The 14,346-nt window shown below is 64.5% G+C and carries 18 protein-coding genes; 11 read left to right on the top strand and 7 right to left on the bottom strand.

Going from position 1 to position 14,346, the window contains the following annotated elements:
- Positions 1-109 precede the first annotated feature (109 nt).
- Positions 110-412 carry a hypothetical protein gene (locus tag CIT39_RS18105; protein WP_094974028.1) on the top strand — a complete coding sequence of 101 codons (303 nt, stop codon included), beginning with the start codon at positions 110-112 and terminating at the stop codon, positions 410-412.
- A gap of 27 nt (positions 413-439) precedes the next feature.
- Here the strand turns inward: CIT39_RS18105 and CIT39_RS18110 are convergent, their stop codons facing one another.
- From CIT39_RS18110 to CIT39_RS18120, 3 genes are all read right to left on the bottom strand, one after another.
- On the bottom strand, positions 440-859 hold the full coding sequence (locus CIT39_RS18110) for a hypothetical protein (RefSeq protein WP_094974029.1): 420 nt from the start codon (positions 857-859) through the stop codon (positions 440-442).
- Between the two features lie 161 nt (positions 860-1,020).
- Positions 1,021-1,242 carry a hypothetical protein gene (locus CIT39_RS18115; RefSeq protein ID WP_094974064.1) on the bottom strand — a complete coding sequence of 74 codons (222 nt, stop codon included), beginning with the start codon at positions 1,240-1,242 and terminating at the stop codon, positions 1,021-1,023.
- Between the two features lie 437 nt (positions 1,243-1,679).
- Positions 1,680-1,964 (bottom strand): hypothetical protein, encoded by a 285-nt coding sequence (locus tag CIT39_RS18120; protein WP_094974065.1) that lies wholly within the window; start codon positions 1,962-1,964, stop codon positions 1,680-1,682.
- Between the two features lie 185 nt (positions 1,965-2,149).
- Between CIT39_RS18120 and CIT39_RS18125 the strand changes: the two genes are divergently transcribed.
- The 3 genes from CIT39_RS18125 (at position 2,150) to CIT39_RS18135 (ending at position 3,750) form a co-directional block, all read left to right on the top strand.
- Positions 2,150-2,737: a formyltransferase family protein gene (locus CIT39_RS18125; protein WP_094974030.1), complete on the top strand. Its 588-nt coding sequence runs from the start codon at positions 2,150-2,152 to the stop codon at positions 2,735-2,737.
- Positions 2,738-2,909: 172 nt separating this feature from the next.
- The gene (locus CIT39_RS18130; protein ID WP_080670293.1) at positions 2,910-3,260 is read left to right on the top strand and encodes a hypothetical protein; all 351 of its coding nucleotides are present in this window, start codon (positions 2,910-2,912) and stop codon (positions 3,258-3,260) included.
- Positions 3,205-3,750 (top strand): hypothetical protein, encoded by a 546-nt coding sequence (locus CIT39_RS18135; protein WP_162308557.1) that lies wholly within the window; start codon positions 3,205-3,207, stop codon positions 3,748-3,750. The genes CIT39_RS18130 and CIT39_RS18135 overlap by 56 nt, the downstream gene beginning before the upstream one ends.
- 50 nt (positions 3,751-3,800) lie before the next feature.
- Here CIT39_RS18135 and CIT39_RS18140 read toward each other — a convergent pair whose 3' ends face one another.
- Positions 3,801-4,199, bottom strand: coding sequence for a RidA family protein (locus CIT39_RS18140; RefSeq protein WP_094974032.1), 399 nt, complete (start codon positions 4,197-4,199; stop codon positions 3,801-3,803).
- A gap of 162 nt (positions 4,200-4,361) precedes the next feature.
- Between CIT39_RS18140 and CIT39_RS18145 the strand changes: the two genes are divergently transcribed.
- Together CIT39_RS18145 and CIT39_RS18150 are read left to right on the top strand one after the other, a co-directional pair.
- Complete coding sequence (locus tag CIT39_RS18145) at positions 4,362-5,237, top strand: DMT family transporter (protein WP_094974033.1); 876 nt, start codon at positions 4,362-4,364, stop codon at positions 5,235-5,237.
- Between the two features lie 200 nt (positions 5,238-5,437).
- Positions 5,438-6,859 (top strand): caspase family protein, encoded by a 1,422-nt coding sequence (locus CIT39_RS18150; RefSeq protein ID WP_094974034.1) that lies wholly within the window; start codon positions 5,438-5,440, stop codon positions 6,857-6,859.
- A 228-nt stretch (positions 6,860-7,087) separates the two neighbouring features.
- Here the strand turns inward: CIT39_RS18150 and CIT39_RS18155 are convergent, their stop codons facing one another.
- Positions 7,088-7,330 carry a BrnA antitoxin family protein gene (locus CIT39_RS18155; RefSeq protein WP_094974035.1) on the bottom strand — a complete coding sequence of 81 codons (243 nt, stop codon included), beginning with the start codon at positions 7,328-7,330 and terminating at the stop codon, positions 7,088-7,090.
- A gap of 3 nt (positions 7,331-7,333) precedes the next feature.
- Positions 7,334-8,311, bottom strand: a complete 978-nt coding sequence (gene cysK / locus CIT39_RS18160) for a cysteine synthase A (RefSeq protein WP_094974036.1) — start codon at positions 8,309-8,311, stop codon at positions 7,334-7,336.
- Positions 8,312-8,534: 223 nt separating this feature from the next.
- Between cysK and CIT39_RS18165 the strand changes: the two genes are divergently transcribed.
- The gene (locus CIT39_RS18165) at positions 8,535-8,753 is read left to right on the top strand and encodes a hypothetical protein (RefSeq protein WP_094974037.1); all 219 of its coding nucleotides are present in this window, start codon (positions 8,535-8,537) and stop codon (positions 8,751-8,753) included.
- A 15-nt stretch (positions 8,754-8,768) separates the two neighbouring features.
- Here CIT39_RS18165 and tgt read toward each other — a convergent pair whose 3' ends face one another.
- Positions 8,769-9,914, bottom strand: a complete 1,146-nt coding sequence (gene tgt / locus CIT39_RS18170) for a tRNA guanosine(34) transglycosylase Tgt (protein ID WP_094974038.1) — start codon at positions 9,912-9,914, stop codon at positions 8,769-8,771.
- 231 nt (positions 9,915-10,145) lie between these two features.
- Between tgt and CIT39_RS18175 the strand changes: the two genes are divergently transcribed.
- The 4 genes from CIT39_RS18175 to CIT39_RS18190 all read left to right on the top strand — a co-directional run bounded on the left by CIT39_RS18175 (position 10,146) and on the right by CIT39_RS18190 (position 14,286).
- The gene (locus CIT39_RS18175) at positions 10,146-11,303 is read left to right on the top strand and encodes a patatin-like phospholipase family protein (RefSeq protein ID WP_162308558.1); all 1,158 of its coding nucleotides are present in this window, start codon (positions 10,146-10,148) and stop codon (positions 11,301-11,303) included.
- 121 nt (positions 11,304-11,424) lie between these two features.
- Positions 11,425-12,171 carry a TetR/AcrR family transcriptional regulator gene (locus tag CIT39_RS18180; protein WP_162308559.1) on the top strand — a complete coding sequence of 249 codons (747 nt, stop codon included), beginning with the start codon at positions 11,425-11,427 and terminating at the stop codon, positions 12,169-12,171.
- Positions 12,172-12,422: 251 nt separating this feature from the next.
- On the top strand, positions 12,423-13,019 hold the full coding sequence (locus CIT39_RS18185) for a PepSY domain-containing protein (protein ID WP_162308560.1): 597 nt from the start codon (positions 12,423-12,425) through the stop codon (positions 13,017-13,019).
- A 229-nt stretch (positions 13,020-13,248) separates the two neighbouring features.
- On the top strand, positions 13,249-14,286 hold the full coding sequence (locus tag CIT39_RS18190; protein ID WP_094974042.1) for an aspartate-semialdehyde dehydrogenase: 1,038 nt from the start codon (positions 13,249-13,251) through the stop codon (positions 14,284-14,286).
- The last annotated feature ends 60 nt before the right edge of the window (positions 14,287-14,346 follow it).

Genomic DNA, 14,346 nt, shown 5'->3' on the forward strand with positions numbered 1-14,346 from the left:
GGCGGCACCGCGAGAGGCTGGCGATCGGCCCAATTGCACCGGCGCCATTTGGACTCCGTTCACCGAAAGCCGCTAGATCAGGGCGGATCCTCCGCGCCGAACAGCAGACATGGCCGACCTCAACGCCGTCCTTACCAGGCTCAACGACCGCCTGCTCCGCCTCGAAGGTGAATTGTTCGTGTTGCGTTCGCTGGCGCGCGCGACGCTGACGGCTGGCGACGACCACGCGGCGCGCATGCGCAAGCTGGTCGAGGCCGCAAAGATCGCGCTCGACGACGAGGCGAAGCGCCCTCTCGACAAACCGACACGAAAATATGTCGATGCAGCCACCGCGCTGGTGGAGGAATTGCTGGTCGAGCCGACATCGGCGCGGCCTCTGTTTACGGTGATCGACGGCGGCCGGCGCGACTGAACGCGCCCGCCTCGGCACGGCGACTGATTACCGCCCGTACATGCCGGGAGCGCGTGCGCCGTTCGGATAGCACTGCCCGCGCGAATAGTTGTAATCGTAGCCGTCCGGACAGAGCCCGCCACGTCGTCCGTAGGCTTCGGGACGCCCGTAAGCGCCGGGCCCGTGCGCCCCGTTCGGGTAGCAGCTGCCGTTCGAATAATTGTAGTCGTAGCCGTCCGGGCAGAGCCCGCCGCGTCGTCCGTGGCCGCGTCCGGGCGGCCCGGTGTAGACGCCCGGCGCATGATAATCGTTGGGGTAGCAGTGGCCGTTCGAGTGGTTGAAATCATAGCCGTGCGGGCATCGTCCGCCCGGAGCAGCCCTGAACTGAACTTGCTCCACCGGAGGTGCCGGCGATGCCGCGGGCGCGGTTGCAAATGCCAGCAGGCCGGCCAGCGCAAGCTCAATCATGACGTCTCCTCCAGATCACGGGGACAAGCCTTAGCAGGATTCGTATCCCACGAAACGACCCGGGGATTGAGACATGGCCGGCCTGAACCATGCATGAACCGGCCTTGGACTGCGACGATGCGTCGTCACCAGTCCTCGCCAGCGTTCGCCCCGCGGCCCGGCTAGACTGCTTTGGAATTTTCCGCCTTGAGCCGGCTGAGTCCGGCCTCGATGACCGCGATCTCCTCGTCGATCTTGCCGATCGGCAGGCTGAAATCATAGCCGCCGGACCTGCTCTTCAGATCGACCGCGAGCCGCTGCCTGTGCATCATCAACTCGTCGAGCCCGCGCCGGTTCTTCAGCCGCACATAGCTGTCGACGATCTGCTCAATTGCGCTCGGCATGAAATCTGTCCCGGCAAAATGGCCCGCGCCGCGCACAAAGGCTGCCGGGACAATTTCGGTGTCGCGGTACGCAATACAAATCCGCGACGGATTCGTCGATACGCCAAGCTGGTTGAGATCGCGTTACCGCCGGATGAAGTCGTGATGCGCGGCATTGAAAAGGCCGCTGACGAGTGCGCCAGCGGCCTTGGCCGGGTTTAAAAACGGATGCGGGTTGAAATGTCGCCAGCCCCGGTAGGTGTAGTCTTATCATCCGGCCCGGCTCGCCTCTGTTAAAAAAGAAACACAGGAACCGACTTACCGGCCGCTTGCCGCCCACCGTGGCCGCGCGGCAACGCTAAAGCAGCATCCGGAAAGTGCGCAGCGGCTTTCCGAAAAGATCAAGATTAAACAACAGCCCGAAGCGCGATGACGATTCATCCTGATTGCATCGCGCTTTAGTCCGTGACGCAGAAATAGGTGCGCGGCTGTCTGCGATAGGCGCCGTAGCGGTAGTACGGCCGGTAAGCGTAGCCTCGATAGAGCGCCGGCGGCTCCCCGCCGTAATAGGCACCGTGATAGAAATTGGTGACCGGCCCTCCGACGCAACGATAGGCGTCCCAGCTTAGCCCCACGAACGGCGCGGTCCCGGTCTCGGGCGGCACGGCGGGGTATGGCCCGCCGGCATGGGCCGGAGAGGCCACAATCAGCGTCGCGAAAACGAAAAGCCAGGCGCCTCGCATGCACTCGCTCCCGAGCCGTCCAACACACGTATGGAGCACCGGAACGGCCGCCTGCGCAATCGCGGAATTCATCGCGTCCGTGCCGGCACATTGTTGATAACCGGCGCAAACGCCGCGCGGGTGGTGACAGGGCGTCCGGACGTGTTATCGGGGGATGACGCAGTTGCGAGACGGATCGGACACCCATGCGCATTACCCTCGTCGGCTCCCGCCATTTCGGCGTGACCACCCTGAACATGCTCCGGGAGCACGGCGTCTCGATCGTCCGGGTCGTCGTCGCCGACGCCGAGGATCGCCTCGCCGCAACCGCCAAGGCGGCCGGCATCGAGGTCGCGGTCCAGGCCAATCCGAAGCTGGTTGTGGCCTCCGAAATTGCTCCCGATACCGATCTGATCATCACGGCGCACAGCCACGCCCGGATCGGCCAGGACGCGCTTTCGGCCGCCAAGCTCGGCGGGATCGGCTATCACCCCTCGCTGCTGCCGCGTCACCGCGGCAAGGCCGCCGTGGAATGGACGATCAAGGAAGGCGATCCGATCGCCGGCGGCACGATCTACCATCTCGCCGACCGCATGGACGCCGGCGCCATCGCCGCCCAGGACTGGTGCTTCGTCAGGAAGGGCGAGACCGCCCGCGAACTCTGGGAGCGCGCGCTCGCTCCGCTCGGCCTCAAATTGCTGGCCGACGTGGTCGATTATGCCAAGGTCCACAAGGCGCTTCCGTCCAAGACTCAGGACGAGCAGTTTGCGACCTCCGCACCGAGTCTTTCCTGACGTTTACCCTTAACGTAAGGCGGCCTTGATTCCGCTTCAAAATTTGGACTTGGAAACGCAAATAAACCATTGTTTCTACAGGAACAATTTTCGGTTTGGCATTGCAACAAATTTCCGTCACATTTCGTCCGAATAAGCGTCGGCATATCAGACAAATTCAAGGACGGAATTCATGCGTTTTGGTCGCATCGCGGCGTTTTGTGCCGCTTCAGTTTTGACCGGCACCCTCGCCGCCCCCGCCCTCGCCCAGAGCCCCTACGACGGCAACTGGCAGGTCGTCATCGTCACCAAGAGCGGCACCTGCGAGCCGACCGCAAGCTCCATGCTGACGGTTGCCGACGGCCGGATCACCGCGCCCGGCGCTAACGTTTCCGGCACCATCGGTAGCGGGGGACTTGTGAAAGTTTCGATCAATGGTGCATATGCCAACGGTCAACTCAACGGCAACGCCGGATCGGGAAAGTGGAATGGAGCATCTGCAGGCATACCGTGCAGCGGGCGGTGGGAAGCATCGCGCCAATAAACCAATCGAGGCTCGTGCCCGGAACCGGCGGCTGCTGATCACGGCCGCCGTTTTGTTTGTGGCAGGGATTGCCAACACGGACAGCAAGGCCCAGTCCGGCCCCTTCGCCCCGCTGGCGGGCAGCTGGAGCGGCGGCGGCACGGTGATGCTGGACGACGGCTCGACCGAGCGGATCCGCTGCCGGGCCAAATACGCCCCGATCGGCCCGACCATGGAGATGTCGCTGACCTGTGCCAGCGATGCCTACAAGTTCAACCTCGGAGCCAACGTCAGGGCCGAAGGCAGCGCCATCACCGGCAGCTGGTCCGAGGCCAGCCGCAACATTTCCGGCTCGCTTCAGGGCCGCGGCGGTGGCGGGAATTACGAGCTGGTGGCCTCCGCCGCTGGCTTCAATGCCAATATCGCGCTGAAGGCGAGCGGCAGCAAGCAGACCGTCACCATGCGCGCGGACAGCCAGTTCCGCGGCGCCAACATCTCGCTGTCGAAGTAAGACCGCAGACGATCCGACAATCGATCCGGCGCCCGCGCCGGATCGATTTTTCATGCGCCCGGCACGAACGCCGTGACCTCGATCTCGACCTTGGCCCGCTCGTCTACGAGACCGCCGATATAGAGCAGCGTCGATGGCGGAAAATTGCGTCCGAGCGTTTCCTTCCAGGCCGCGCCGATGCCGGCACCGGCCGCCTCATATTCGCTGCGACTGGTGAGGTACCAGGTCAGGCGGACGATGTGCTCCGGACCCGCCCCGGCTTCGCCGAGGAGCTTGATGATCCGCTTCAGCGCGGTTCCGACCTGCGCCGCCATGCCGGGGGCGTAATTGCCGGCCTCGTCTCCGCCGGTCTGGCCGGCCAGAATCACCCAGCGGCCAGGGCCTTCCGCCACAACGCCGTGAGAGAAGCCGCGCGGTTTTTTCCATTCGGCAGGCTGCAGGATCTGCATGAGCGAAGTTCTCCCGTTTTTTGTCGTTGTTCGTTGATGCCTTAGCACGTCGCCCTGCATCGCTGCATCCGCAGATTTGCCGTTGCAAACGGCGGCGATGTCGCCGATACCGGCCGTCCTTTCACATTCCCGTCTTTTCCCATTCCCCCCGCACCCGGCTCGATGAGCGCGACACCGTCCAAAACGATGGCTGCCCTGTGGATGGCCGGTTGGCTGTCGCTGATGCTGGTCATGGCCGTTGCCGGACGCGAGACCACCCGTGAGCTCAACGTCTTCCAGATCATGGAAGTGCGTTCGGTGATCGGTCTCACGCTGCTCCTGCCGTTCATCTACCGCGCCGGCGGCTTCAAGGCGGTCGCGACCAGACGCCTGCCCCAGCACCTTGCGCGCAACGGGGTGCATTATTTTGCGCAACTCGGCTGGTTCTACGCATTGACGCTGATCGGAATCGGCCAAGTCGTGGCGATCGAGTTCACCATGCCGATCTGGACTGCGCTGCTGGCCGCAACGTTCCTGTCAGAACGCATGACGGTCTGGAAGATCGCCGCCGTCGTGCTCGGCATCGTCGGCGTCGTCATGATCGTGCGGCCCGCCACCAGCGAGATCAATCCGGGCCAACTGATCGCGCTCGGAGCTGCGATCGGCTTCAGCGTCTCGATGATCCTGGCGAAGTCGCTGACCCGGACCGAGAGCGCTTTGTCGATCCTGTTCTGGATGATCATCGTGCAGATGGTCGTGGGTCTGCTGCCGACGTTCGCCGTCTGGACGTGGCCGTCCGCCCCGCTTTGGGGATGGCTCTTCGTCATCGGTGTCTGCGGCACTTTCTCGCACTATTGCCTGGCCAGCGCGCTCCGGTATGCCGACGCAACGATCGTGGTTCCCATGGACTTCCTCCGGGTTCCACTGACGGCGACGGTCGGTTGGCTGCTGTATTCCGAGCGGCTCGACGCCTGGACCGTGCTCGGTGCTGCGCTGATCTTGTGTGGCAACCTCCTGAATTTGAAGCCGGCGCCCGCGGTTCCCGCCCGCGCGCCGTGAACCTGGCACGGCCTTGCGCGACAAATCAAAGTGGCCGTGTGATTTGGATCACGTTGGGAGGTACTCCGATCGTGCACATTCGGCCACACAGCAGCGGGTTGCACGCACCGGACCGCCGTTTTGGTGGCACGAGGTCGGGCACTTCGTGTAAGTTCGTTGCCAATTTGTTGCTGCCTGCAATTCGATTCTGGGGATTTCAGATGCGCTATCTCACCCTCCTCGCTTCATTGATGTGCATGGCGTTGTCGGTCGGTGCCGCGAAGGCCGACCGCCGCGTCGCTTTCGTCGTCGGCAACGGCTCCTACAAGAACGTCGCGCAATTGCCGAACCCGCCGATCGACGCCAAGGCGATGGCATCGACGCTGCGCAATGTCGGCTTCGAGGTGATCGAAGGATCCAACCTCACCCGTGACCAGATGACCGAGAAGCTGCTGGATTTCGGCCGCAAGGCGCAGGGCTCCGACGTCGCCGTGTTCTACTACGCCGGCCACGGCATCGCGGTCAGCGGCAGCAACTATCTCCTGCCTGTCGATGCCGACATCAAATCGGAGATGGACGTCAAGCTCGGCGCAGCCATCAACATCGACCTGACGCTCGAGCAGACCATGGGCGATGCCAAGGTCAAGCTCGTCTTCCTCGACGCCTGCCGCGACAATCCATTCGCCGCCAAGATCAAGTCGAACTCCGCGACCCGCAGCGTCAACGTGCAGAGCGGCCTTGCCGAGATGAAGTCCGGCGAAGGCACGCTGATCGCCTTCGCCACCGGGCCGGGCCAGACCGCGCTCGACGGCCAGGAGGGCAACAACAGCCCCTTCACCCGCGCGCTGATCGACAACATCACCAAGCCCGGCGTCGAGATCCAGCAGGCGATGACGTCGGTGCGCGCCCAGGTCAACGAGGAGACCCGCAAGGGCCAACTGCCCTGGGGTCATACCAACCTGATCGGCGCGGTCTATCTCAACCCGTCGCAGACCACACAGGTTGCGAACGCGGCACCGACGGCCTCCGGCGTCGTGCCGGCCGCAGTCGGCAGCTCTGACGGAGTCGAGCTCGAGTACTGGCGCTCGGTCAAGGAATCCAACAAGCCGGAAGAGCTCAACGCCTATCTCTCGGCCTATCCGAACGGCCAGTTCAAGGCGCTGGCCTTGGCGCGGCTTGCGGCGATCAAGACCGGCCCGTCCACCGCAACCCGCAACCTGAACGGCGGCGTCGATCCTGCAACCTTCACCGACGATGCCACCCAGCTCACCGAAGACCAGATTGGCCTCGACAAGGGCCAGCGCCGCGACGTCCAGCGCCGCCTGACCGGGCTCGGCTTCGACACCAAGGTGACCGGTGCGTTCAGCGACGAGACCCGCACGGTGCTCAAGCGCTGGCAGGCCGCCCGCGGCTATCCATCGACCGGCTACCTCAACAAATTCCAGCACAAGGCCCTGCTCTCGGAAGTCGTGGCTGGCCCGGCGACGGCGAGCGACACCAGCCAGAAGCCGGCCCGGCGCGCAGCCAGCGCTCCTCAGAGCGCGCCGGCTCCGCAACACCGCAGCAACCCCGGCGATGCCGCCGGTGCGGCCTTCGTCGGCGGTGTCGTCGGCGGCATGATGGGCGGCATGTTCCGCCGCTGATACGAAAACGAGGTCGACAACACAAAGCCCGGCTCGCGCCGGGCTTTTCACGTTAGTCTGACGGTGTTCCTGCGTAAGCCGTCATTGCGAGCGCAGCGAAGCAACCCAGAGTCCCACCACGGCGGGACTCTGGATTGCTTCGTCGCAAGAGCTCCTCGCAATGACGCCGGTAGAGATGGGCTTATCCGAACGTCTCAGCATCCAGCCAGATGCCGCATCGATCGGGACTTACTTCCCGGCGGCCTTGCGCAGCGCCTCGTTGATGCGGTCCTGCCAACCGGGGCCGCCCTCCTGAAAGAACTCCAGCACGTCCTGGTCGATGCGCAGCGTCACCTGCTCCCTGACCCCCGGCGCCACGTTCGGCTTCGGCGGCGCGACCGCGACCCTGGCCGTCACCTTCTTGAACGCCGCCTCGGCCTCCGTCCTGGCATCGCCAAGCGTGCGCGGCCGCCTCGGTGGTTGATCCGCCATGTGCTAGATTCCCTCAAACAGTGCTGTCGAAAGATACCGCTCGGAGAAGGACGGCACGATCGCCAGGATGGTCTTTCCCGCCGCTTCCGGCCGCTTGCCGATCTCGAGCGCGGCGGCGATCGCGGCGCCCGACGAGATGCCGCCCGGAATGCCCTCGTGCCGCGCCAGCGCGCGCGAGGTCTCGATCGCCGTCGTCGAGTTGATTTTCACGATCTCGTCGATCACGGCGCGGTCGAGGATGTCAGGGACGAAGCCGGCGCCGATGCCCTGGATCTTGTGCGGCGTATGCTGTCCGCCCGACAGCACAGGACTTTCCTCCGGCTCGACCGCGACCACGCGCAGCGAGGCCTTGCGCGGCTTCAGCACCTGGCCGACGCCGGTGATCGTGCCGCCGGTGCCGACGCCGGCGACGAAGAAATCGATGTTGCCGCCGGTGTCGTTCCAGATCTCCTCCGCGGTCGTGCGGCGGTGCACCTCGGGATTGGCGAGGTTCTTGAACTGCTGCGGCATCACCGCGTTCGGCGTCGTGTTCACCAGCTCCTCGGCGGCGGCGATCGCGCCCTTCATGCCCTGCGCCGCCGGCGTCAGCACCAGTTCGGCACCGAGAAAAGCCAACATCTTGCGCCGCTCGATCGACATCGATTCCGGCATCACCAGCTTGAGCCGGTAGCCGCGTGACGCCGCGACGAAAGCGAGCGCGATGCCGGTATTGCCGGAGGTCGGCTCGATCAACACGGTGTCGGGCTTGACGATACCCGCCTTCTCCATGGCGATGATCATGGCCGCGCCGATGCGGTCCTTCACGCTTGCGGCCGGATTGAAATATTCAAGTTTTGCCAAAATGGTCGCGTTCACGCCGTGCATGCCGGGTAGCCGACGCAACCGCACGGTCGGCGTGTTGCCGAAGGCATCGACGATCGAGTCATATATCCGGCCGCGGCCGGGTTGGTGCGCTGCACCCGTGGTGGACGATGCGTCCATGATGAACTCCCTGTGACGACTATTTTCAATTCTGTCGCGGCTCTCGCGCAGTTAGAGACAGCTTACGGCGACACGCAAGCGGCAATGCCGCACATGTTAAATACGCTGCATCGCAAAATCGCGTGAGCTTTAATTAGCCGAAAACCAACGCATTTGTGTTGCGACCTCGTCAACTGATTCTGCTTATGTTAGACTTAGGTCTTGAAGCAGGGAGGTCACCACGATGTCAGCAATCGCTGAAGTGATGTCGACCGTAGCGCTAAGGCGCGATCCGCGTTGCAGCGAGTTGCCGACCTGTCCCGTCTGCGCCGACTCCATGGTCGCCGCCGAAGCCTCCGCCTACGTCTCCGACCACGTGATCAGCTATCTCTGGACCTGCGACAATTGCGGCTACGGCTTCGTCACCAAGCACGCCGTGAAGCAGCGGATGGTGTGCAATTGAGCCTGGACCATTGATCTAGCGCGGGGCGATATCGCCCCTCGCCCAGTCCGTGCGCGTACGCTGATAGAACTCGTCGAACCTTCCCTGCGCAATCGCGTCCCTGATGCCCTGCATCAGGAACTGGTAATATGCGATATTGATCTCCGACAGCAGCATCGCTCCGAGCGTCTCGCCCGCCTTGACGAGATGATGCAGATAGGCGCGCGCGCAGTTGCGCGCCGATGGCCACGAGCTCTCCTCATCGAGCGGGCGGGGATCGTCGGCGTGGCGCGCGTTGCGCAAATTCACCTGGCCGAAGCGCGTGAAGGCGACGCCGTGCCGGCCATTGCGCGTCGGCATCACGCAATCGAACATGTCGATGCCGCGCTTGACGGCTTCGAGGATGTCGTCGGGCGTGCCGACGCCCATCAGGTAGCGCGGGCGCTGTTTCGGCAGCAATGGTGCGGTCTCGTCGATCATCGCCAGCATCACCGCCTGCGGCTCGCCGACGGCAAGGCCGCCGATCGCATAGCCATGGAAGCCGATCGCGACGAGGCCTTGCGCGCTCTCATGGCGAAGCTGGGGAATGTCGCCGCCCTGCACGATGCCGAACAGCATGTAGCCGTCGGGCGCGCTCTCGAAGGCGCGCTTGCTGCGCTCGGCCCAGCGCAGCGACAATTGCATCGCGCGCTCGATGTCGGCGCGCTCTGCCGGCAACCGCACGCACTCGTCCATCTGCATGGCGATGTCGGAGCCGAGCAAGCGCTGCACCTCGATCGAGCGCTCCGGCGACAGCTCGACCTTGGCGCCGTCGATATGGGAGCGGAAGGTGACGGCGTTCTCGGTGACCTTCCGCAGGTCCGACAGCGACATCACCTGGAAGCCGCCGGAATCCGTCAGCATCGGCCCGTTCCAGCCGGTGAATTTCTGCAGGCCCCCGAGCGCTGCGATGCGCTCGGCACTCGGACGCAGCATCAAATGATAGGTGTTGCCGAGCACGATGTCGGCGCCGGCATCGCGCACCTCGCGCCAGTGCATGCCCTTCATGGCACCGGCGGTGCCGACCGGCATGAAGGCGGGGGTGCGCACCACGCCGTGAGGCGTGATCAGGCGCCCGGTCCGCGCGGCACCATCAGTGCCGAGCAATTCAAAGTGATTGGGAAGATCATGGTTCGGATTCATGGCCGTGCTTATTGCGTGTCGGAGGAAGCCGATCAACCCGCCCCGGCGCCCTGTGCCTCAGGCTGGGACAGAATTGACCCAGACGTTTCGCGCCGCCGCCCTTGCTAAACAAAACGATACCGTGTAGTTTTACCGGTGGGGCTGGACGAGATGCCGCGGCAACTTTGCCGGCGGCGGTAGATGCGTGATCGCCAGCCACCGACAATGCCCTTCCCTTCAGGTTCGACTGACATGTCCGGTCCCTCGCCTGGCCGGAAAAGGCAGGCAGGCGCACACCTGGCAGCATTCCTGGTTCTGACGTGCAGCCTGGTGCTCGGCGCCTGCACCTCCCTGCCGCGTACGCCCTACACGGCCGCCGAAGCCAGCACATCGCGCGTGCTCGATATCGACGGCCTCAGGCGCTACGCCGACGACCCCGTCACCAAATTCAGCTTCGAGAAGAACACCGGCACCGCGACGAGGTCCTATCTGGCGCTGTCCGGCGGCGGCGCCGATGGCGCCTACGGCGTCGGCGTTCTCAACGGCTGGACCGCGGCCCGAACCCGCCCCGCCTTCTCCGTCGTCTCGGGCGTGAGCACCGGCGGCCTGATCGCGCCGTTTGCGTATCTCGGCTCGCAATACGACGACACGCTGAAGGAGGTCTATACCAGCGGCATCGCCGAGAGCCTGCTGAACGATCCCAGCATCATGCGCGTGCTGTTCGGATCCGGCCTGTTCGGCAACACACGGCTGCGCGAACTGGTGGCGCGCTATGTCGGGCCGGAGGTCATGGCGCAAGTCGCGCGCGAGAATGCCAAGGGCCGGAAGCTGCTGGTGGTGACGACCGATCTCGACACCCAGCGCACCGCGATCTGGGACATGGGCAAGATCGCCGCGGTCGGCACGCCCGAGGCGCTGAAGCTGTTTCGCGACGTGATGGCGGCCTCCGCCAGCATTCCCCTGGTGTTTCCGCCGATCATGATCGACGCCGAGGGCGAGGGCCGCAAGTTTCAGGAGATGCATGTCGACGGCGGCGTGACCGCGCCAGTGCTGACGCTGCCGGAAGCCCTGCTGTTCCAGGGCAGCCGATTACCGGGTAGTGCAAAGATGGACATCTACATCCTCGTCAACAAGAAGATCGAGCGCAACTTCGAGCTGGTCTCCAACGGCACCATCGACGTCGCCTCGCGCAGCCTGTCGGCGATCACCCAGTCGCAGACGCGCTCGATCATCTTCTCGACTTACGATTTCGCCAAGCGCAACCGTCTCGGCTTCCACCTCTCCTACATCGCGCGCGAGTACCCGGCGCCGCCCTCGGAAGGATTCGATACCGCCTATATGCGGGCGCTCTACCAATACGGATATGACAAGGCCGCTGCCGGTCAGGCCTGGAGCTCGACGGTGCCGTGAGACGGAACGAGGCCCTGACGAAACCGTTGACGATACGGCCAATTCGGCCAGTTTCGCCATGACGCCCCGGCTCCTGCGCGATATAGAAACTAATGTCAGAAACGCGCAGGAATCAGTGGGCATGGGATTGACTGCGACCAGGACAAAACCGGCTGTGCCGAGGCGCGAGGTGCCGAAATCCCGTGGCGGCCGGCCGACAAAAACCGCCGCCATCGAGCGCGACCAGCGGCTGATCGAGGTCGCCACCCGCCTGTTCCTGGACCGCGGCTTCGACGCCACCTCGCTCGACGCGGTCGCGGAAGCGGCCCGGGTCAGCAAGCCCACCGTCTATTCCCGCTATGGCGACAAGCGCGGCCTGTTTGCCGCTGTGCTGAGGCGCGAGATTGCGCGCTGGCTTGCGCCGCTGTCGGCCGCTGCCGAGACGCAGCTCTCCAGCGCCTCCGACATCTCGGTCGAGCAGCGCCTTGTCGAGATCGGGCGCGAGATGCTGACATTCACCTGCGGACCCGATGCCGTCGCGTTCAGCCGCATGATGACGTCGCAGGCGATCAACTTCCCCGACGTCGCCAAGCTCGGCAAGGAGGAAGGCTGGCTCAAGGCTGTCGACGCCACCGCGCGCTTCTTTGACCGTCTGGTGGCGCAGGGCGCGCTCGACATCGAGGACACCACCATCGCAGCCGAGGTTTTTCTCGACGTGGTCGTCGGTCACACCCACCGCCTGGCGACGTTCGGAACGGCGCTCGAGATGAAGCCCGCCGAAAAGCGCATGCGCACGGCCATCAAGCTGTTCCTCGCCGGTGCGCTGGGACCTGCCGACCGCGTCCAGGGCACCACCAAAGGCTCGTCGCGGCGACGCCCCGCGCGCTGACAATTCCGTGAGATTGCCCGCCTTCCGCAACGGAACCTGCCTGCGCCGTTGACCAAAATAAAACGATACGGTATGGTTTAGTTATAAGCGATACGGACCGCTTTTTTCACCAGCCCCAAAGGTGGCCCGTACCGCTAGATCGCCGTGCCGGGTACAGCCCGCCCACGACGTTCCGCGGCCGGCCGACGCCCAAGGCCGGCCGCGAATTCTTTACGATCATCCGGCACACTCGCTGGCCGAGGGTTTCGAGCATGACGACAGCCAAACGACATATCTCGCGACTGCTTGCGACCGCCCTGTCCGCGCTCCTCATCGCCGCACCGGCCCGGGCAATCGTCTCCACGGGCACGCCGACCGCCCTTCACAGCGACACAGATGGTGATGCCGATGCCGACCGCCGGGCCATCAGCCGCGAGATCGAGCGCTTCCGCAGTTCGTCGATCTCCATCAGCCAGGCGATGTCGATTGCCGAAGCCCGGCACGCCGGCGCCACCACGGCGGATGTGAGTTTCGACGGGGCGGACGGGGTGCCGGTGTATCGGGTGAAGACCCTGCAAAACGACCGGATCTGGCGCCACACCATCAATGCGACGACCGGCGAGCTGGTCGGCGGCGAAGCCGCCTTCCCCCTCGCCGAGCTCGACCACGAGGATCGTGACAACCTCGCAGCGCTCGGTGCGATCAGGCACCGCCTGGCTGAGGCCGTGCGCGTCGCCGAACGCGCCGCCTCGGGCAAGGCGATCAGCGGCGGGTTGGTGCGCGAACGCGGCCGGCTCAATTTTTCGATCGTCGTCGTCAGCGGCGACGATCTCAAGGAGGTCACCCTCGAGCCCCCGGGCGCCAAATAGCGGGAGGCCGGCCCCGGCATCGACCGGGGTGAAAGGGCATTGACGGGCGCAAGACTCTCCCGCATAAGTCGCCGCCATGTTCACGACCACCAAACGCACGACCAAAACCACCACGGCCTCAGGGGCCCGGGAGGCGTGCGCGCGTAGTCGTCGACTAGAACGCAATCCACTCTACCGAAGCCCCGCCCATGATGGTCCGGGGCTTTTTTGTTGTCTAGATTTCAAACGCATGGAGGACAAAGTGAGTAACGATCCCGTCGTCGCGATTGTCGGCGTCACCGGTGCGGTGGGCGCCGAATTCATCGCCACCATGGACAAGCGCGGCTTTCGCGTCGGCAAGCTGAAGGCACTGGCCAGCGCCCGCTCGGCCGGCAAGACGGTGTCGTTCCGCGGCCAGCCGGTCGTGATCGAGGAGCTCAATGAGCGCTCGTTCGAAGGCGTCGACATCGCCCTGTTCTCCGCCGGCGGCAGCATCTCCCGGAAGTATGCGCCGATCGCGGTCAAGTCGGGCGCGGTCGTGGTCGACAACTCCTCCGCCTTCCGCATGGACCCGAACGTGCCGCTGGTGATCCCCGAGATCAACGCCAACCGGATTCGCGACCACAAGGGCATCATCGCCAATCCGAACTGCGCCGCCATCACCGCGCTGGTGCCGCTGTGGCCGATCCACCAGAAGAACCGTATCAAGCGTGTCATCATCTCGACCTACCAGGCCGCGTCCGGCGCCGGCGCCGCCGCGATGGAGGAGCTGGTCGAATCCACGCGCGCCAATCTCAACGGGCAGGTCTATACGCCGAAGGTGATGCCGCATCCCTACGCGTTCAACCTCTTCAATCACAACACCGCCGTCGATCCCGACACCGGTTACAACGACGAAGAGACCAAGGTCATCAAGGAGACCCGCAAGATCTTCGAGGACGAGAAAATCGCCATCGGCGTCACCTGCGTGCGCGTGCCGGTGCTGCGCGCCCATTGCGAGGCCATCACCTTCGAATGCGAGAAGCCGATCAGCGAGGACCAGGTCCGCGCTATCATGGCGCAGGCGCCCGGCGTGAAGGTGGTCGACGACCGCGCCAAGAACTACTTCCCGATGCCGATCGACGCCTCGGGCCAGGACGACGTCCTGGTCGGCCGTATCCGCAAGGATCTGAGCGATCCCTCAGGGCATTCGATCTCGATGTTCGTTGCGGCGGATCAATTGCTCAAGGGCGCGGCGCTGAACGCGGTGCAGATCGCGGAGCTACTGCCGCAGCGGGTGATGGCGTAACGGATGTCGTAGCAACCGGTATCGTAGGGTGGGCAAAGGCGCGCAAGCGCCGTGCCCACC

It is taken from the genome of Bradyrhizobium symbiodeficiens, from assembly GCF_002266465.3.
Classification (GTDB): domain Bacteria; phylum Pseudomonadota; class Alphaproteobacteria; order Rhizobiales; family Xanthobacteraceae; genus Bradyrhizobium; species Bradyrhizobium symbiodeficiens.